The sequence below is a fragment of the Photobacterium kagoshimensis genome (assembly GCF_050337045.1).
Lineage (GTDB): Bacteria > Pseudomonadota > Gammaproteobacteria > Enterobacterales > Vibrionaceae > Photobacterium > Photobacterium kagoshimensis.
The window spans coordinates 104,783-124,974 of sequence record NZ_JAKJSO010000020.1 but is presented as its reverse complement, the minus strand read 5'-3'; the positions used below and the strand labels follow the sequence as shown (position 1 = coordinate 124,974).

The window sequence follows — 20,192 nt, the reverse complement described above, 5'->3', positions numbered from 1 at the left end:
AGGAATAGATGGTGCCCCGGGCCGGACTTGAACCGGCACAACGCGAACGTCGAGGGATTTTAAATCCCTTGTGTCTACCAATTCCACCACCAGGGCACGCAAGTCTTTGCGATGCGCCAACTGAAAAGTTAAACACCATCTTTGTCTTACTGCTATAAAGCAATCCGACTTTAATTTGGAGCGACACACGAGGTTCGAACTCGTGACCTCAACCTTGGCAAGGTTGCGCTCTACCAGCTGAGCTAGTGTCGCATCAATGTTTCTCAGCGACCTTTGCCGTGAGAACGAGGCGTACTTTACTAGATTCTAAAAATGAGTCAATTAAAAAAATAAACAAATTATTCAATCGGTTAAAAAGCAGCCCGCAACGAATAATATATATTCAGATTGAACGATGATACCCCAAACAACTTGCTAAAAAACAAGCAGATAAGCGATTTACCCGCAGATCCATAAAATAACAAAGCTCTACTATTTCCTTAATTGCAGGATTAAAACATTAAATAGCCTCTTTTTAGCAAAACATCACGCTATTAGACAAAATTGAGATTCCTATACTAAGAGCGAAAGTTATCTTTTACTCTAATCAAACTTCACTCTTGCTATAAAGCAACAACGGCTTTCCTCCGCATGTCAATTTCTTCATCCTTATCCACATCACATCACGCGCAGTAATGATGACCACAAACTTTCACAGAATACGCACCAAGCTATAAATATTTTACCTTTTACTTCTACATGTTGTAATAAATCAACACCAAACATGACCAACAAACAGCCAAATGCTTGATTAAATAACCACTACCCCTTTAGAGCTATTTAAAATTGTAGTTGATTTACATCATATTTATTCACAACCTGCCTTATTACTATCAGCTCAGATTTAACGCCTTTGTTAAGAGGATATTATGAGCAAAGTCAGATTGGCGATTATCGGTAACGGTATGGTCGGCCATCGCTATATCGAAGAATTAGTCGATAAAGCAGACATGGAAAACTATGAAGTAACCGTTTTCTGTGAAGAACCACGAATTGCATACGATAGGGTTCACCTGTCTTCTTACTTCTCACACCATACTGCTGATGAGCTCTCCCTTGTTAAGGAAGGCTTTTACGAAAAACACGGCATCAATGTTCTCATTGGTGAACGTGCTATCACCATTAACCGCGCAAGAAAAATCATCCATTCTAATACTGGTCGTGAAATTCAATACGACAAGCTGATCATGGCTACTGGCTCTTACCCTTGGGTTCCACCGATTAAAGGTAACGAAGGCAAATACTGTTTTGTTTACCGCACTATCGAAGACCTAAAAACCATCGAAGCCACAGCTAAACGCAGCAAAAGTGGTGTTGTCGTAGGTGGTGGTTTACTTGGCCTTGAAGCCGCGGGGGCGCTGAAAGCACTGGGGGTCGAAACGCATGTGATTGAATTTGCTCCTGTGTTGATGGCCGAACAGCTAGATCCACAAGGTGGCGAGCAGCTTCGCAAGAAAATTGAAAAGCTGGGCGTAAAAGTTCATACAAGTAAGAACACTAAAGAAATCGTTGCTGAAGGCACTGATGCACGTAACACCATGAACTTTGCTGACGGCACGTCACTAGAAGTTGATTTTATTGTGTTCTCGACCGGTATTCGCCCACAAGATAAGCTTGCCATGCAATGTGGTTTAGCCACTGGCCGTCGTGGTGGTATCGCGATTGACGATCACTGTCTCACATCCGATCAAGATGTATATGCCATTGGTGAGTGTGCGTCATGGAATGAGATGTTCTATGGCCTTGTTGCACCAGGTTATAAAATGGCGCAAGTTGCCGTTAGCCACTTAATAGGTGATGACAATACATTTGAAGGCGCAGACATGAGCGCCAAGCTGAAATTACTTGGGGTTAAAGTCGGTAGTATTGGTGATGCGAATGGTCGCACACCTAACTGCAAGAGCTACGTTTACCTTGATGAAAGCGAAGAAGTATACAAACGCATTATTGTATCAGAAGACGGTAAGAAGCTACTTGGTGCCGTATTAGTTGGTGATACCTCTGACTACGGTAACCTGCTCCAGTTAAAACTCAATGACATCGAATTACCTAAACACCCAGACACGCTGATCCTACCTGCACACGCAGGTGCTGAAAAGCCAGCCATGGGTGCCGACTCCCTACCTGATTCCGCGGTTATTTGTTCATGTTTCGATGTTACTAAAGCAAAAATCGCAACAGCGGTTGCAGATGGCCACACGACACTTGGCGAGATCAAAGCGGTAACGGGCGCAGGTACGGGGTGTGGTGGTTGTTTACCTCTTATTACCCAAGTCTTAAATGCAGAACTGGCTAAATCTGGTATCGAAGTAAAAAACCACTTATGTGAGCACTTTGAGTATTCTCGCCAAGAGCTTTTCCACCTTATCCGTGTAGAGCAAATCAAAACCTTTGATGAGCTACTGAAAAAATACGGTAAGGGTTATGGCTGTGAAGTGTGTAAACCAACTGTAGGTTCGATTCTGGCATCAAGCTGGAATGACTACGTTCTCACGCAAGACAATACCCCACTGCAAGATACTAATGACATCTTCTTAGGCAACATGCAAAAAGATGGTACCTATTCGGTGATTCCGCGTATGGCGGGTGGTGAAGTCACGCCAGCAGGTTTAATGGCCGTTGCAGAGGTAGCTAGCAAGTTCAACCTGTACACCAAAATTACAGGCGCACAACGCATTGGTTTATTTGGCGCGCACAAAGACGACTTACCTGTTATTTGGAAAAAGCTGATTGCTGCTGGTTTTGAAACAGGCCAAGCCTATGCAAAAGCCCTACGCATGGCGAAGACTTGTGTGGGAAGCACTTGGTGTCGTTTCGGCGTGCAAGACAGCGTTGGCTTAGGTGTCGAGCTTGAAAACCGCTACAAGGGTATTCGTACTCCGCACAAAATGAAGTTCGGGGTATCTGGCTGTACCCGTGAATGTGCCGAGGCGCAAGGCAAAGACTTAGGCATTATTGCAACAGATGCAGGTTGGAACATGTATGTCGGTGGCAATGGCGGTATGAAACCGCGTCATGCTGATTTACTGGCTGCCGACTTAGACAAAGACACACTGCTTCAATACATCGACCGTTACCTGATGTTCTACGTGCGTACTGCTGACAAACTACAGCGTACTTCTGTTTGGCTAGGAAACCTTGAAGGCGGCATTGAGTACCTGCGCGATGTGATTATCAACGACAAGCTTGGCATTAATGCACAACTTGAAGCGGATGCAGAGAAACTCATTACAAGCTACCAGTGTGAGTGGACAACCACGCTCGATAACGATGACCAACTAAAACGCTTTAGCCACTTCATCAACTCAGATGAGCGCGATAGCAATGTTGTCTTTGTCTCTGAACGTGAACAACACCGCCCTGCAACTGAAGCAGAGAAAATCCCAACTTACACTATTTCAGTGGAGGAACACGCATGAGCCAGTGGATCACAGTCTGCCAAATAGAGGATGTTATTCCAGGTACTGGTGTTTGTGCTCTCGTCCAAGGTGAACAAATCGCTTTGTTCCGACCTGACACATCAGCAACATTCTATGCCATTAGTAATATGGACCCATTTGCCCGCTCTAACGTGTTATCTCGGGGCCTTATTTGTGAGCATGATGGTGAGCTTTGGGTGGCAAGTCCTCTCAAGAAACAACGCTTCGCATTAAAAGATGGTCGCTGTCTTGAAAATGCAGAAGCATCAGTCAAAAGCTACCAAGTACAAGTAGAAAACGGCGAAGTTCAAATCGCTGCTTAAATCTATCAATCCTTAGCTTCACGCTAAGATTCGGGGAATTTTGCTTACCAGTTGTCAAAATTCCCTGCTTTTTGGAATAGGTATGGAGGCCCTTTATCTATCCCAAAAAGATTTCGATTTAAATTTATAAAGGAAGACACGCATGTACGCAGACACGATTAAGAAATGTTCAGCCAATGCTGCACGTATCGTTGATTTTGCTGATAAGGAAAAGTTGGGGTTTTGGCTCAGTTCTGCCATGGCTGGCGCTTATGTCGGGCTTGGGATTATTCTTATTTTCACTTTAGGGAATATGGTCGATCCATCTATTCGCTCGCTGGTGATGGGCGGTACGTTTGGTATTGCCTTAACCCTAGTCATTATCGCAGGTTCTGAGCTTTACACCGGACACACTATGTTCCTCACTTTTGGTGTAAAAACAGGTCAAATTACCCTTAGTGATACCTTACGTGTATTACCACAGACATGGGCAGGTAACCTGCTTGGCTCTGTCGGTGTTGCCCTATTGTTCTTCTATGCTGGCGGCGGAAAGCTACTACCTGAAACCAACAGCCTACTTAACAATGTCGCTATGGCTAAAACCTCGGGTTCGGCAACCGCACTACTATTCAAAGGTGTGCTATGTAACTGGCTTGTCTGCTTAGCTATTTGGATGTGCCAACGTGTCGAAGGATCTGCTAAATTTATCGCCATTTGGTGGTGTTTATTGGCCTTTATTGCCTCTGGCTATGAGCACTCTATTGCCAATATGACCATCTTTGCATTATCTTGGTTCGGCGAGCATAAAGAGGCATTTACATTAGCTGGAATTGGCCACAACCTATTTTGGGTTACAATCGGCAACACAATTTCAGGCGTGGTATTTATGGGTCTAGGCTATTGGTTTACAACACCTAAAGCACAACGTCCAGTAATGAACGCGACAAAAACGAATGCTTCAGCAGCAACACAAACAGCGTAATTAACATTCACGGTGTGGTAGAAATACTGCACCGTTGATGACTTTAGCTATGTCCCGATTTTGTTCCAAATTCCCGATGTGGAGTAAGCCTAATGACAACCGATAATAAAGTCTGCCACCTAACCCCTCACTCAACGATAGGTAAAGTAATACTGGTTGGTGCAGGACCTGGTGATCCCGACCTATTGACCGTCAAAGCACTTCGCATGCTCCAACAAGCAGATGTCGTTGTTTATGACCGACTGGTTTCAAATGAAATTATCGGATTAATTCCCGAGCATACGAATCTGATTTTCGTTGGTAAACGAGCAGGTCATCACTGTGTACCTCAAGATGGTATTAACCAAATTTTGGTTGAACAGGCGCTCAAGGGCCAAATCGTTGTGCGATTAAAAGGTGGCGATCCCTTCATTTTTGGCCGTGGCGGTGAAGAACTTGAAGCGCTGCTTCCTCATAATATTCCATTCGAAGTTGTACCTGGGATTACCGCAGCTGCTGGTTGTGCCGCTTATGCCGGTATACCACTTACTCATCGTGATCATGCACAAAGCGTTCAATTTGTAACAGGGCACCTAAAATCAGAGAAAGAACAGATCGATTGGGCATCGTTAGCACGTTCAAATAATACGTTAGTCTTTTATATGGGGCTGAATCAGAGTGGTGAAATCTGTCGTCGTCTTGAAGCGCACGGCATGTCACCACTCACACCTGCTGCAATTATTGAGCGTGGCACAAGCAAAAACCAACGTGTACTTCCTTGTTCATTAGAAACATTAGAGATTATTGCAGCACATGCGGAAAGCCCTGCTCTCATCATTATCGGCGGCGTTACTCAACTTGCGCACAAACTATCATGGTTTGAACCTAAGCAGAGCCTACAAAGTTGTTATAGTGAAATGTCAGACATGCCAGAAGACAAATCTAAAGCGGTATAATGCAGATACAACAAAGCCAGCAATTAAGCTGGCTTTTCGGACTTTAACCGTCAAACCTCATGGTGAGATCCGGTATAAATATGGAGGCGCGTCCCGGAGTCGAACCGAGGTCCACGGATTTGCAATCCGCTGCATAGCCACTCTGCCAACGCGCCATTTTTGCCTCACGACTCCAGATGACTAGTCATCTGTATATACGTTTCTCCGTGAGAACGAGGCGTACTTTACCCTGTTCAGGTATAGAGTCAATAATAAATCTATCAATTAAGATTCAACTGCACACTCAACCAACAAAACAACGGCATTTTATTCAACGTTGCTAGAAATCAACCAACTCAGATGCTTAACTCTTCTTCATTGATTGGGTTAATACTGAGTAAGATACACTACTAGAGCCACCAGCCAATGTCGGTTTCACGGATCCAAACACGGTATTTTCAAACAGGATATAATAATTACCCGCCGTTAAGTTAAACCAGCCTGTTTCATGGCTACTCTCTAACGGGGTAATGCTCCTAATGTAACTCAACCCTGCATTTGAAAAGGCATTATTTTGTGTGGTTGCTAGCCAAAGCCGATAATCACTTTCATCCAGTACATACGCCTCAATGGCATCACCAGCCAATAACGTCGCTTTCACCTTCACTTGTTGATCGGCATTGATGGTGAATGACTCTGATTTATACTGATCAGACTTAACATATAAAGAGTCAGATTCCGCTACATCCTCACCACTATTACATCCAACCAAACCTATAACTGATGAGAGCGCCATAATGGCAAAAAGCTTATTCCTATTATACATAGCATCAACAACACTGTTTTATTAGAGTTGCTACTATAACAAAAAGCCAGCAGAAACTGGCTTCTATTGTTAAAATAATTATTAGTTTACAGACCATTGCGACAATGAACGCTTGAAGTCATCGTAGCCAAATTCATTCAGTTTTTGGATGTCACCATTGGTGCGTTCACAGTAAATGGATGGCATTTTCAGGCCATTAAACCAATTTAATTTCACCATGGTATAACCTGCACTATCGACAATATGAAGGCGCTGGCCGATCTTTAATGGTTCATCGAACTGAGTCACACAGAACTGATCACCCGCAAGGCATGAACATGAGCCAATAACGTATTCATACTTACCGTTTTCTGACGCCTCTGCGATAGAAGCAGGCTCATCATAGATAAGTGTATCTAAACGGTGTGCTTCGGTTGCTGAATCGACAATCGCAGTTTTCATGCCGTTCTCAACCACATCGACCACAGTCACCACAAGATCGGTTGTTTTAGTGATAATGGCTTCTCCGGGTTCTAGGTACAGCTGTACGCCATGTTTCTCAGAAAATGCTTTTAATGCAGCGGCTAGTTTTTCAATTTCATAGCCAGGCCATGTAAAGAACACACCACCGCCTAAGCTTACCCAATCCAGTTTATTTAGGTGTTCACCAAACTGGTCAGAGATTGCATCGAGCAATCCAACAAAGGCATCAACATCTTTGTTCTCACAGTTCATGTGGAACATCACGCCGTTGATCGAATCAAAGACGCTGGGATCAATATGATCGGCTTGAACCCCTAAGCGCGAGAACTTACGCGCTGGGTTGGCTAAATCCTGACCTGCATAGCTCACACCAGGGTTGAGGCGCAAACCAATAGAGGCTTTACCTTCCACCAGGTGACGATGAGCTGCTAGCTGTGTTTGTGAGTTAAAAATCAACTTGTCACAAATATCTGCGACTTCTTTTACATCATCTTCGCTGTAACCCACGCTATAAGCATGCGTTTCACCACCAAAGGTTTCGTAACCTAACTTAACTTCAAATGGACCGCTACTTGTCGAACCATCTAAGTAAGGTTTGATGATGTCGAATACGCCCCATGTTGAGAAACATTTCAGTGCCAATACCAGCTTAACGCCAGATAGCTCTTTTAATTTTTTTGCTTTCTCTAGGTTTTGGATCAACTTGTCTTCGTTGATCATGAAGTATGGGGTTTTTAGTTGTTCTTTCTTGTTTACTGTCATTATCTTGTTCCAAGCTAAATTTGCCTTAACGGCACATTAGAACCCTCTCCGAGGGTGTCACTTTTTGTCTACAGCAACAAAAAGTAACCAAAAAATGCCGTGTGCCGAATTTTTCTTCATATTGTATGCTGCTTATAATCTTCGCACCGCTTTGTAACTCGCTTCGCTCAAACAAGACAAAGCTGCCCTTCGGACTGCAAGATTACTGACGCAACATCCAATGAAAAATAGGCATTTAGCAACAACACATAAAATAGAAGAGAGCCTCAGCCCTCTTCTTTATATTCACAACGTTTAAACTTCGACGCTAATAACCTATAAGGCTTTTTAGCGCAGGCATTTCTCTTCAGTGCTAGGCGGAAGCGCGGAGTTTATAGGCATAAATGAGCACTTCCAACGACACAATGAAAAGAGATAACCAGCTTAATTTCCTGTTAATTTAGCCAATAATCAGCAAATTCTTCGACTTAGCCAAACCAAATAAGGCTTTTTAGCGCAGGGATTTCTCTTCAGTGCTAGGCGGAAGCGCGGAGTTTATAGGCATAAATGAGCACTTCCAACAACGCAATAAAGAGAAATAACCAGTTTAAAACCTTATTTCAAGATTTTGATGTCTGGCTGACCCACAGGTAGCTCTTGAACGTGCCAATCTAGACCGATTTCAGGCATAGTTTCTAGGAACGGATCTGGGTCTAGTTGCTCCATGTTGAACACACCAGCTTCTGCCCACTTACCACGGAAGTATTGAAGTGCGGCTGTAATTGCTGGTACACCTGTGGTGTATGAAATCGCTTGGTGCTCTACGTCTTTGTATGCCACTTCGTGGTCGGCATTATTGTAGATAAATACACTGCGCTCTTTACCGTCTTTCTTACCTTGTACCCAAGTACCGATACAGGTCAAGCCTGTGTAACCTGGTGCCAGTGATGTTGGATCTGGTAGTAATGCTTTTAGTACGTGTAGAGGCTGAACTACGGTACCATCATGCAATGTTAGTGGGTCTGGGCTTAGTAGGCCAATATCACGCATGCAGTTGAAGTAGTTTAGGTAAGCATCGCCAAAGCCCATCCAGAATTCGATACGTTTTGCTGGGATGAATTCCTTCATTGAGCGCACTTCATCGTGCGCCATTGAGTAGACTTTTTGTGGACCACAGTTAGGGAAATCAAACTCTAGCATACGGGTATGACAAGGTACTTGTTTCCACTCTTCGTTTTCCCAGTAGAATGAATCACCTTGAATTTCTAGCATGTTGGTTTCTGGATCGAAGTTAGTCGCAAACTTCTTACCGTGATCACCTGCGTTTACATCCATAACGTCGATGGTGTCGATTTCATCGAACAGGTGCTTAACTGCGTATGCGGCAAATACAGACACTACACCTGGATCAAAACCTGCACCTAGGATACCTGTGATACCTGCTTCTGCAAATTTCTCGCGGTAGCCCCACTGCCAATCGTATGCTTGTGGTACTTGCTGTCCTTCTGAGCATAAATCTACCGCTACTGATGTATCTAGGTACGATACTTTTGCTTGGTAACATGCTTCCATGATGGTCATATTTACCCATGGAGGACCAGCATTGATCACAAGATCAGGCTTCACTTCGTTGATCAGTGCAACCAGTGCTTCAACGTCATCGGCATCTACTGCGCGTGCTTCTAGTTTTTTCGTTGTGTCTTTCAGGTTGTTACGACCCTTGATCGACTCAATGATTTTTTCACACTTAGATACTGTACGTGATGCAATAGTAATATCGCCTAGCACTTCGTTGTTTTGTGCTGCTTTATGTGCAACAACCCAGCCAACGCCGCCTGCACCAATTTGTAAAATAGCCATAATATTTTCCGTTTATTAAATCAGTAAAAATCGTAGTCAGCGAATACACTGACTACGGTTAAGTCGTGTATTAGCCTGTCACTAACTCAAGTTGCGCTGCGACTTGGCGTATTTCGTTAAGTAATGATTCAAAATCTGACAAGGTCAGACATGGGTTCAAAATCGTCAATTTTAGTGACACTTTGCCATCGACGATGGTTTCCCCTAATACCGCTTTCCCTTGCACAAGTGCATCAATGCGTAGTTGTTTATTAAGCTGATCCAGCTCGACAGTGTCTTGTCCAACATAGCGGAATAACACAGTTGATAGCGCAGGATCGGCAAATAATTCAAAATCCGCCGACTGGTTGATCATGTCAGCAACTTGTTGCGTCTGCCCAAGCAGATGATCATACATAGCACCCAGAGCTTGCGTACCCACACACTGCATGGTCATTAAGACTTTTAGCGCATCAAATCGCTTGGTTGTCGCAATCGATTTATCTACTAAGTTTGGCAGTAAATCATCTTCACGGTTCAGGTAATCGGCATGGTGAAGTAGGTACTTAAAGTTTTCTTTATCTTTAAGTAATACTGCGCCGCAACTGATTGGTTGATAGAAAAGCTTATGGAAATCGACACTCACCGAGTCCGCTTTTTCTATCCCATGTAGGCGAGATTTGTGACGGCTTAGGATCAGCGCACCACCGTAAGCACCATCAACATGGAACCAAAGGTTATGTTGCTGGGCAATATCTGCCATACCCGCTAAATCATCAATCGCACCGTGATCGGTTGTGCCAGCCGTACCGACTAATGCAAACGGTAGTAAGCCATCATTTCGTAATGCTTCAACGGTTTTCACCAGCGAAGCAATTTTAATGGTACCGTCTGGATTGGTATCTACACACTCAACAGCATGTTCACCCAGCCCCATCAGTGATGCTGATTTTTGTACCGTAAAATGTGATTTCTTCGAGCAAAGAATTCGTAGTTTACTCGCGTAATCAGGTAAGCCTTGCTTCTGGATATTGTGACCAGAAATGGTATCAGCCGCCCAGTCTCGAGCCAGTAATAAGCCCATCAAGTTACTTTGCGTGCCGCCCGATGTGAAAATACCGTCAGCTTGCTCGCCCAACTGGTATACGCCACATAGCCAATCCACCACTTTTTGTTCAACAAATGTGGCTGAGCTTGCTTGATCCCATGAGTCCATAGATTGGTTTAAGGCAGCAATAAAAGCTTCGGCGGCAACAGCAGGCAGTAATGGTGGTGTATGCAAATGCGCAATACAGTGAGGATGCTGAACAATGATCGAATTTTTGGCAATCAGCTCGCCTGTTTGCTCAAGCACGAGATCAAGCGGTAACTGCTGACTATCCAAATCAATATTATTAATCATCGATTTAAGCACTTGAGGTTCAAGCCCTGAATACGGTGACTCACACTCTTCAAAGACTTTTTTCAGTACTTGCGTGGTTTGATTTAGTGCCGCTTCAAACAAGTCTGCGCCACCATTACCCGTGTGAATAAAGTGGTCTCGCCAGTGTGTTTGCTCGTTAGCCACAGCCGATTCATTCACAATTGCAGGTCCAGCTGTGGCAATAATAGCTTTACTTAAAGCATCAAGCGCAAAGTCAATTTGCTCAAAAGTAATGATGATTGGTGGGAGGAATCGTAAAACAGCGCCTTGACGCCCGCCTTTTTCAATGATCAAGCCACGCTCTAATGCTGCACGTTGAATTTGTGCTGCTAGTTCAGGATCCGCTTCTGGCTCACCAAACTTGTTTTTACTGCCATCGACTTTCACGATTTCAGCGCCGAGCATTAAACCTTTACCACGTACTTCAGCAATACAATTCGTATACTGAGCAATGCGCTCTAGTCCTTCACGGAAGTACTGCCCAGCGGTTTTAGCATGCTCTACGAGGTTATCTCGGCGGATAATTTCCAGTGCCTTTGCACCTGTTGCCATTGCGAGCTGATTGCCACGAAAAGTGCCTGTGTGTTCACCTGGGCGCCAAGTATCGATAGATTTATTAAAAATCAGAATCGACATTGGTAGACCACCACCGACGGCTTTCGATAAGCAAAGAATATCAGGGTTAATACCAGACTCTTCAAAGGCAAAATTATGGCCTGTTTTACCAATCCCACATTGAATTTCATCGAAGATCAATAAAATACCGTGCTCTTGGGTAATACGGCGTAACTCGCGTAGCCAGAATGCAGGCGCAGGTATAACCCCACCTTCCCCTTGAACAGGTTCTACGATAATCGCTGCTGGTTTTTGGACACCACTCTCATCATCGCTAAGCATGCGTTCAATGTAACGAATACTTTGTTTCGCGCTTTCGTCGCCTTGTAAGCCGAATGGGCAACGTAAGCTATAAGGGAAAGGTAAAAAGTGCACATCAGACATCAAGCCTTGTCGACGCTCTTTGGTGCCAAGGTTACCCATCATCGCCATAGTACCGTTGGTCATACCATGATAAGCACCATGGAATGCCGCCATGGTATTACGACCTGTAGTTTGTTTTGCTAACTTAATGGCAGCTTCAACAGCATCGGCACCTGAAGGGCCACAAAATTGAATACGTGCATCTTCAGCAAAGGATTCAGGTAGGAAATCCATCACTTCTTTGATGAATTTATCTTTGGCTGGTGTCGTCATATCAAGTGTTTGATAAGGCAACCCCGCATTAAGTTGATCGATAATCGCTTGGTTTATTTCAGGGTGATTATAACCAAGAACCAGTGTGCCAGCACCAGCAAGGCAATCAACAAATAGCTGACCACGAGTATCTTCAACCAATACGCCTGCCGCTTTCGCGATGGCTAAAGGTAAACGACGAGGGTAAGAGCGAACTTCTGATTCGTAATGCTCTTGGCTTAATAACAGTTCATCTGGGGTTAAGTCGTATAAATCGTGCACAACTGGCACATTAGACGCATGTTTAAGATTATCTAAATCAAACACGTTATTCATGATTATTCCATATCAAAAATTTACTGTGTTTGTCCGTAGGCTCATTAAGTGCGTGATAGCTGTGATCTATCGATCTCCCCTGAGTATCATTGCTCAGAGCAGTCATTATTACCCTAGGTAATCACAAAACACTTTGTAGTATTACGGATAAACACATCAGTACGCATCAGCAAATATGCTGATGAAGTATCGAGTACGCCAGTGGCTGGCTATAAATTTTCAGATCGGAAGATCAAGGCTCAGTAATGATACTGCAATTAGGTAAGACAAAGCTGAATTGGGGTTTCTGAAAAATAATATGCACTGTTGGGTTCCTTCAATATGCGCCTGATTTATTAGTACAGACTTGCGCTATTAATGCCCTTCTACTGATGAAAAGTTCACATCAGTACCTACGGCACGTTATGACAATATCAGCAGGATTTGTCATAACGCATGTGCCCCAGTAAACATGGCCTACTGAGATTGGCAGGAAAGTAACACAGACAAGTGTACGTTTCCACCCTATATTTCATTTTGAACATAATCTGAAAATGCTGCACATATTATTATTGATTAAAAACCAATCAGATAGATAACAAGTACCTTCCAGATAGCAAAAAGGCGACTGACGTCGCCTTTTGTTTTAAATCTGTTTACATATGGTCTGCATGCAACAAATCGTCTTTTGCTGCTTTTAAGTACTGGTACATCGACCAATAAGTTAAAATCAACGCAATGTAGAGTGAAACATAACCAACCCAAACAGCCCACTCAGTCGGGTGCCAAAGCAAGATAAACAGTGCAAACATCTGGGTTGCTGTTTTCACTTTACCTACCCAAGACACTGCAACATTCGAACGCTTACCTAACTCAGCCATCCATTCACGCAGTGCTGAGATGATAATTTCACGTCCAATCATGGTAACAGCTGGAATGGTGATCCATAGGCTGTGGTAGTCTTCAACAACAAGCACAAGCGCGGTTGCAACCATTAACTTGTCGGCGACAGGATCAATGAATGCACCAAAACGTGTTGTTTGATTAAGTTTACGTGCCAGATAACCATCAAACCAATCAGTCACACCCGCTACCCAAAACACAAATGCCGTCGCAAAAGGCGACCATTCATAAGGTAGATAGAATGCAATAACGAAGACGGGGATAAGGAGCAAACGGATAAAGCTCAAAATATTCGGAATTGTTAAACGCATAACGATTATTCTTATAAGTGATTTTAATAGAGTGCCGCAAAGCTAACTGTGTTGCAATGCGTCAAATATCTTTTCTGCCAAAGATTTACTGATCCCTGGAACCTTGGCGATGTCTTCTTTACTGGCTCGTTTTAATTCTTGAAGTCCACCCATGAATTTAAGTAATGATTGACGACGTTTCGGGCCAATACCTTCCACATCTTCTAATGCACTGCGTTTACGGACTTTGGCGCGTTGTGCCCTATGCCCACTGATAGCATGGTTATGGCTTTCATCACGTATATGCTGAATAAGGTGCAATGCTGGAGAATCACTCGGCATTGAAAATTCTTCACCCGTTACTAGAAGTAGGGTTTCCAGCCCAGGTTTACGTGTTGTGCCCTTTGCCACACCGACGAGTAATGAACGCTTTGGCCAATCTTGCATGAATGTATTCACTACATCATACGCTCTTGAAAGCTGACCTCTACCCCCATCAATAAAAATAATATCTGGGATCTTATCAGGATCCATTTGTTTACCGTATCGACGCTCTAATGCTTGCGCCATGGCTGCATAATCGTCGCCTCCCGTGATCCCCGTAATATTAAAACGGCGATACTCAGGTTTTAACGGGCCATCTTTATTAAACACAACGCACGATGCGACTGTCTTTTCACCCATGGTATGGCTGATATCAAAACATTCCATTCGATTAATGACGTCTAATTTGAGCGCCTCTGACAGGGCACTAAAGCGCTGTTGAATCGTCATTTTATGATTCAATTTACTAATTAATGCCGTATTGGCATTGGTTTGCGCTAATTTAAGGTACTGACCACGACTACCACGAGGGGTGGTTTTCAGTGAAATTTTCCGCCCTGCAACTTGGCTTAACGCTTCTGAGATTACCGCTTGCTCATCCCCTAACGCCTCCCCAACAACAATCACGGCTGGGATCACACGTCCTTCAGCTTGATTCAAATAGAACTGAGTCAAAAAGCTGGATAATACTTCAGGTAAATCAGCATCTGAGGGCACTTTAGGAAAATAACTGCGGCTACCAAGGATTTTACCTTGGCGAATGTAAAGCGCATGAATACATGCCATACCTCGTTCGTGAGCAATACCAATAACATCGATATCATCTTCGTTGTCATGGCTGACGAACTGCTGTTCTTGCACACGACGTAGTGCCTGAATTTGATCACGGTAGGTCGCCGCTTTTTCAAATTCCAATGCCATGCTAGCGTGTTCCATTTTCTCAACTAGCGAACTTATCACCTGTCTGTCTTTGCCTTGCAAAAACAAACGAACATAACCAAGTTGATCGCTGTATTCATCATCACTGACTAAGCCCTTTACGCAAGGTCCTAAACAACGGCCAATCTGATACATCAAGCATGGTCGGCTACGGTTGGCATAAACCGAATCTTCACACTGACGAATAGGAAAGAGCTTTTGCATCAAATGCAAACTTTCACGGACCGCGCCAGAGTTTGGGTAAGGCCCAAAGTATTCGCCTTTGCGCTTTTTAGTACCACGATGAATGCTTAAGCGAGGATGCTTATGGTGACTGAGAAATATATACGGGTAAGATTTATCATCGCGCAGCAGTACATTGTATTTAGGCAAATACAATTTGATGTAGTTGTGCTCAAGGATAAGGGCTTCTGTTTCGGTATGGGTGACCGTTACATCAACTTTATTGATGTTTTTCACCAACGCTCGCGTTTTTTCACCCGCTACATTGGTGCGAAAATAACTCGAAAGGCGTTTTTTGAGGTCTTTTGCTTTACCGACATAAATCACCTCACCAGTGGCATCGTACATCCGGTACACGCCAGGCTGGTGAGTGACTGTCATTAAGAAGCTTTTTGAATCAAAAGCTGTTCCGTCGTGATGCTCTGACACTACAAGGTCTCTGTGTCTAGCATCCCGTGACGAATTGCAAGGTGGGTTAATTCCACATCACCACTAATATCAAGCTTATTAAACAAACGGTAGCGGTAACTATTCACCGTTTTAGGACTTAAGCTCAGCTGCTCTGAAATGTCGGTAACTTTCTGACCTTTAGTGATCATCATCATGATCTGTAACTCACGTTCAGAAAGATCTTTAAACGGGTTTTCAGCATCTGATGCAAATTGACTTAATGCCATTTGCTGCGCAATTTCAGGTGAAATATAGCGCTGTCCACTATTGACCATACGGATAGCGTTGATCATCTCGTCGGGCCCTGCGCCTTTGGTCAGATAACCTGAACCACCGGCTTGCATAACCTTTGTCGGAAATGGGTTTTCCGTATGAATAGTTAAAACGATAATCTTAACATCAGGGTTGAAGCGAAGAATCTTACGGGTAGCTTCAAGACCACCGATACCTGGCATATTCATATCCATAAGAATGATATCCGCATGTTCACTACGGCACCATTTTACGGCTTCCTCACCACTGTCGGCTTCCCCTACCACTTTAATACCACGGACATCTTCAAGAAGACGTCGGATCCCTGTGCGAACCAGTTCGTGATCATCTACAAGGAATACATTAATCAAGCTGTATCTCCAATGATTTGGCTCTGCACCCAGTCAGAATTGACGGGATTGCTTTAATAGTACCTAATTTTACCCTAACTTGATATCCGAGCACATTCGCATTCTGTGCCTCAGCGCAAAAATTCGAATCAAGTTCAGGCTTGACAAATCGAGCCTGAAGGGCATTTATTACATGCTGCAAATTAAATATCACTAAACAGCAGTATTTACTAACTCTTCCCAAAAATAAAGCAGAAAAGACAGACAATTTAACCGCTTACAAAATATACACTCTATTTTATCTTTAGTTGCTAAGTTTGTTAATACCTCAAACTTACTATAAATATGAGAACTTCTCTGCCTCTAACAAACTAAAGTGCTCTTTTGGCTTCAGATTAAAACAAAGCATAAAAACCCTTCTTTTTCATAATGATAGATTTGTTGAGAATTATTATTCTACTTTTCCTCTACCATGCCTAGCAACCTTTACAAGCTTAGCGCATATTGCCTACTTTTCACCTTAGGAACAGTGAGCCGTAACGCATCAAGACACATATAAAAGTGCACAATGTGATTTCAATTATATTCTTGCTACCTATCAATATCGCCTAATATCTAGACGTCTAGAAGTAGAGCGTTCCTTTCATGCTTTTCTTGCTGTATGATTGCCGCCCTCAGTGCCGTAGGTGCATTGATTTTATTACCGCTCTTGGTTAATTACGGATAATTGAAGACTCAGTAATCTCCCTTGGTTACTTGAGTTAATGCTTGAGATAAAACAGTAGAACACTCTTTGTTTTAGCAACCATGACAGCGGATAGAAGAAATAAAGATAAATAAAGGTTCTATCATGACGCTTTCTGCTAAGACAGTGGTGCTTATCGCCATTGGTGCTGCCCTTTATGGCATTGGCGGACTCCCGATGTTTGGTATCCCAGTTTTTGCAAACACCACCTTAAAACCAGCCATGGCTGTGCTTGCTTTATTCGGTGTTCTTTTTGGACCGCTAGTGGGATTTCTTGTTGGATTTATTGGCCACTGGGTAACCGATCTGTTTGCAGGTTGGGGGGTATGGCTTACTTGGGTTCTAGGCTCTGGCATTGTTGGCTTATTGATTGGTCTGTATCCAAAAATCACCAAAGACCGCTTAGAAAAAGGGAAATTCAACAAACTGGATTTCACACTTTTTGTTTTCCTCGCATTCCTAGGTAACGTGGTTGGCTATGGCTGCTCTGCGTACCTTGATTCTGTTCTTTATGCTGAACCTTTCGTTAAAGTCATGGCGCAGCTTTCAATTATTGCCGCAGGTAACACCTTACTGATTGCCATTGTTGGCCACTTTATTCTTACTGCTGTCGCTAAACGTAAGCAGCAAAGCTACAACCTTAAAGAGGCTGATTAAGCATGACCATCCAGTTTTCTGATTTCTCGTTCAAGTACTGGGCGTTAGAACAGCCAACCTTAAAAAATATTAACCTTACGATTAATAAAGGCGAAAAGGTTGTCATTATTGGTCCAAGTGGTAGCGGTAAATCTACGCTAGGGCATTGCTTAAATGGTTTGATCCCTCACTCTATTAAAGGCGATACCACAGGTGGCCTTGCTCTAAACGGGCAAGATGTTTCTACACTTGATCTACACCACTGCACCAATATGGTAGGCACAGTCTTACAAGATACTGATGGTCAATTTGTAGGGTTAAGCATTGGCGAAGACATCGCATTCGCGCTTGAAAACCAGATGGTTGAGCAAGTTGAAATGCGCAGCATTGTTGAAAGTACAGCGAAGATGCTTGATCTCGATACCATGCTTGAGCTGTCACCGTTCGACCTAAGTGGCGGCCAAAAGCAGCGTGTCTCACTGGCTGGCGTTATGGTTGACGATGTCGACATTCTCTTATTCGATGAGCCCCTTGCGAGCCTCGATCCGCAAACGGGTAAACAAGCTATTGAGATCATCGATCAGCTACACCGTGATACGGGGAAAACGGTTGTGATTATCGAGCACCGTTTAGAAGATGTTCTTCACCGTCATGTGGATCGCATTATTTTAATGAACCGTGGTGAAATCGTCGCTGACATGACGCCAGACGCTTTGATTGCTAGCCCGCTATTACAACAACACGGTATTCGTGAACCGCTTTATATCTCGGCATTAAAAGCTGCTGGTTGCGAGATATCAGAAGCGGATAAACCGGCGTATTTCTCTACGCTCGAACTAGATAAATTCGCGCCACGTGTTAATGAATGGTTCGCAAAACAAACTGAAGCCGTTATCCCTGAAAACACCTCTCCGCTGTTAGAAGTAAACAACCTAAGTTACTCCTACGACGGTGAGCGCCAAACACTAGAAGACGTGAGCTTTACCTTAAATAAAGGTGAGTTTGTTTCGATTCTGGGTAAAAACGGCTCGGGTAAATCAACCATCACACGTTTAATTATGGGCGTATTGGAACCTGATTCAGGCGCGATGTCTTTCAACGGTGAAGACTTATCAACCCTGTCTATTTTCGAACGCGCTCAGAAAATTGGCATTGTATTGCAAAACCCGAATCATATGATTTCCCATCACATGATTTTTGATGAAATCGCATCAGGTTTACGCAATCGCGGTATAGCCGAATCTGAAGTAGAACGTCGTGTGCACGATGTGCTTAAACTATGCGGTTTATACCGATTACGTCACTGGCCGATTGAAGCACTGAGCTATGGTCAGAAAAAGCGCGTAACAATCGCAACTATTCTGGTACTTGAACCTGAGTTATTGATTCTTGATGAACCAACAGCAGGTCAGGATTACCATCACTACACCGCGATGATGACCTTTATCCGTGAGTTAAATGAAAAATTGGGCATCACCATTTTGATCATCTCTCACGACATGCACCTTGTTTTAGAATATACCCAACGTGCCATTGTTATTGCTGATAGTAAGTGTCTTGCTGATCAAGCAGTAAACGAAATATTCAGTAAACCGAGTTTACTCGATCAAGCCAACCTTAACGTGACAAGTTTATACACGTTGGGCAAAGCGCTCGATATTACCCGTTTAGATGACTTTATTCGTTGCTTTATCGAGCACGAGGCACAGACAAAATAATGAAAACCAACAAAATTAAATTTGGCATTAGCTACGTTAATACGGGCTCGATGCTACATAGCTTGAACGGCATCACTAAATTCCTACTCTTTATGGGTTGGGTAACTATGGTGCTGATCACCTTTGATATCCGAGTTATTTTCGGATTAATTGCAGTCGGCTTATGGCTATTAAAGCAATCTAAAGTCCCTTTTAAGGTTTATAAGCCCTTACTGATGGGCACTTCTGTCGTCTTAATGATGAATGCCCTTTTCATGTTCCTGATTGCACCTCAGCAAGGATTGGAATACATGGGAACAGAAACTGTGCTGCTCCCTCTTCCAGGCAGTTACAGTATTACGGCAGAAACCTTGTTTTACTTAGCAACAGTAACACTGAAATATTTCAGCATGTTCCCGATTGCTTTGGTGTTTGTGTTCACCACCCACCCAACGGAATTTTCAGCGAGCCTGAACAAGCTTGGTGTACCCTACCGTATTGCTTATGCTGTGAGCTTAACCCTGCGCTATTTACCTGAAGTCACCAAAGACTTCATTAATATTATGCACGCGCAACAAGCGCGCGGTGTTGATATTTCTAAAAATGTGCCGGTATTTAAGCGTATCCGTAATGTCGCTAAAATCTTAGGTCCATTGATCTTCTCAAGCCTAGATCGCGCAGATGTGATTTCCAATGCGATGACACTACGTGGCTTTGGCCGCAATAAGAAACGTTCTTGGTATAGCCTCAAACCGCTGCAAGCTCGAGACTACGCTGTATTAGCGATGGTTGCTGGGGTACTGGCCATTGGCTTAATGAATCGTTATCAATCAGAAAGCCTATTTTGGTATCCGTTCTCGTAATGCCAGCGCAATAACACCATGATGATAAA

14 protein-coding genes and 3 tRNA genes are annotated in these 20,192 nt (G+C 43.5%); 7 read left to right on the top strand and 10 right to left on the bottom strand.

All coding sequences use genetic code 11. The features are described 5' to 3' along the window. Nucleotides 1-9: 9 nt before the first annotated feature. A tRNA-Leu gene (locus L4C35_RS18610) sits at nt 10-96 on the bottom strand. 80 nt (nt 97-176) lie between these two features. Then, nucleotides 177-252 (bottom strand) — tRNA-Gly (locus L4C35_RS18605). Nucleotides 253-908: 656 nt separating this feature from the next. Between L4C35_RS18605 and nirB the strand changes: the two genes are divergently transcribed. From nirB to cobA, 4 genes are all read left to right on the top strand, one after another. Beyond that, nucleotides 909-3,458: a nitrite reductase large subunit NirB gene (gene nirB, locus L4C35_RS18600; RefSeq protein WP_428464297.1), complete on the top strand. Its 2,550-nt coding sequence runs from the start codon at nt 909-911 to the stop codon at nt 3,456-3,458. Beyond that, nucleotides 3,455-3,781, top strand: coding sequence for a nitrite reductase small subunit NirD (gene nirD / locus L4C35_RS18595; RefSeq protein ID WP_428464296.1), 327 nt, complete (start codon nt 3,455-3,457; stop codon nt 3,779-3,781). Before nirB ends, nirD begins: the two co-directional genes overlap by 4 nt. A 142-nt stretch (nt 3,782-3,923) precedes the next feature. Beyond that, a complete protein-coding gene (gene nirC, locus L4C35_RS18590; protein ID WP_428464295.1) occupies nt 3,924-4,742 on the top strand; it encodes a nitrite transporter NirC in 819 nt (272 codons plus the stop codon). A 92-nt stretch (nt 4,743-4,834) separates the two neighbouring features. Continuing rightward, complete coding sequence (gene cobA / locus L4C35_RS18585; RefSeq protein ID WP_428464294.1) at nt 4,835-5,677, top strand: uroporphyrinogen-III C-methyltransferase; 843 nt, start codon at nt 4,835-4,837, stop codon at nt 5,675-5,677. A gap of 81 nt (nt 5,678-5,758) precedes the next feature. Here cobA and L4C35_RS18580 read toward each other — a convergent pair. The 8 genes from L4C35_RS18580 to uvrY form a co-directional block, all read right to left on the bottom strand. Then, a tRNA-Cys gene (locus tag L4C35_RS18580) sits at nt 5,759-5,832 on the bottom strand. Nucleotides 5,833-6,020: 188 nt separating this feature from the next. Continuing rightward, on the bottom strand, nt 6,021-6,452 hold the full coding sequence (locus L4C35_RS18575; protein WP_428464293.1) for a hypothetical protein: 432 nt from the start codon (nt 6,450-6,452) through the stop codon (nt 6,021-6,023). A 111-nt stretch (nt 6,453-6,563) separates the two neighbouring features. Next, nucleotides 6,564-7,706 carry a carboxynorspermidine decarboxylase gene (gene nspC, locus L4C35_RS18570; RefSeq protein ID WP_428464292.1) on the bottom strand — a complete coding sequence of 381 codons (1,143 nt, stop codon included), beginning with the start codon at nt 7,704-7,706 and terminating at the stop codon, nt 6,564-6,566. 594 nt (nt 7,707-8,300) lie between these two features. Continuing rightward, on the bottom strand, nt 8,301-9,545 hold the full coding sequence (locus L4C35_RS18565; RefSeq protein WP_428464291.1) for a carboxynorspermidine synthase: 1,245 nt from the start codon (nt 9,543-9,545) through the stop codon (nt 8,301-8,303). 70 nt (nt 9,546-9,615) lie between these two features. Next, nucleotides 9,616-12,513, bottom strand: a complete 2,898-nt coding sequence (locus tag L4C35_RS18560) for a pyridoxal phosphate-dependent class III aminotransferase (protein WP_428464290.1) — start codon at nt 12,511-12,513, stop codon at nt 9,616-9,618. A gap of 635 nt (nt 12,514-13,148) precedes the next feature. After that, the gene (gene pgsA / locus L4C35_RS18555) at nt 13,149-13,706 is read right to left on the bottom strand and encodes a CDP-diacylglycerol--glycerol-3-phosphate 3-phosphatidyltransferase (protein ID WP_428464289.1); all 558 of its coding nucleotides are present in this window, start codon (nt 13,704-13,706) and stop codon (nt 13,149-13,151) included. 42 nt (nt 13,707-13,748) lie between these two features. Beyond that, nucleotides 13,749-15,551 (bottom strand): excinuclease ABC subunit UvrC, encoded by a 1,803-nt coding sequence (gene uvrC / locus L4C35_RS18550; RefSeq protein ID WP_428464288.1) that lies wholly within the window; start codon nt 15,549-15,551, stop codon nt 13,749-13,751. Nucleotides 15,552-15,598: 47 nt separating this feature from the next. Continuing rightward, nucleotides 15,599-16,243 carry a UvrY/SirA/GacA family response regulator transcription factor gene (gene uvrY, locus L4C35_RS18545; protein ID WP_048900804.1) on the bottom strand — a complete coding sequence of 215 codons (645 nt, stop codon included), beginning with the start codon at nt 16,241-16,243 and terminating at the stop codon, nt 15,599-15,601. A gap of 829 nt (nt 16,244-17,072) precedes the next feature. On the opposite strand from uvrY, the gene L4C35_RS18540 reads away from it, so the two are divergent. The 3 genes from L4C35_RS18540 to L4C35_RS18530 are packed head-to-tail and all read left to right on the top strand — an operon-like array spanning nt 17,073 to nt 20,163. Beyond that, entirely contained in the window at nt 17,073-17,624 is a 552-nt protein-coding gene (locus L4C35_RS18540) for an ECF-type riboflavin transporter substrate-binding protein (RefSeq protein ID WP_428464287.1), read from the top strand. Nucleotides 17,625-17,626: 2 nt separating this feature from the next. Beyond that, nucleotides 17,627-19,321 (top strand): ABC transporter ATP-binding protein, encoded by a 1,695-nt coding sequence (locus L4C35_RS18535; protein WP_428464286.1) that lies wholly within the window; start codon nt 17,627-17,629, stop codon nt 19,319-19,321. Further along, a complete protein-coding gene (locus L4C35_RS18530; RefSeq protein WP_428464285.1) occupies nt 19,321-20,163 on the top strand; it encodes an energy-coupling factor transporter transmembrane component T family protein in 843 nt (280 codons plus the stop codon). The genes L4C35_RS18535 and L4C35_RS18530 overlap by 1 nt, the downstream gene beginning before the upstream one ends. Nucleotides 20,164-20,192: the final 29 nt, after the last annotated feature.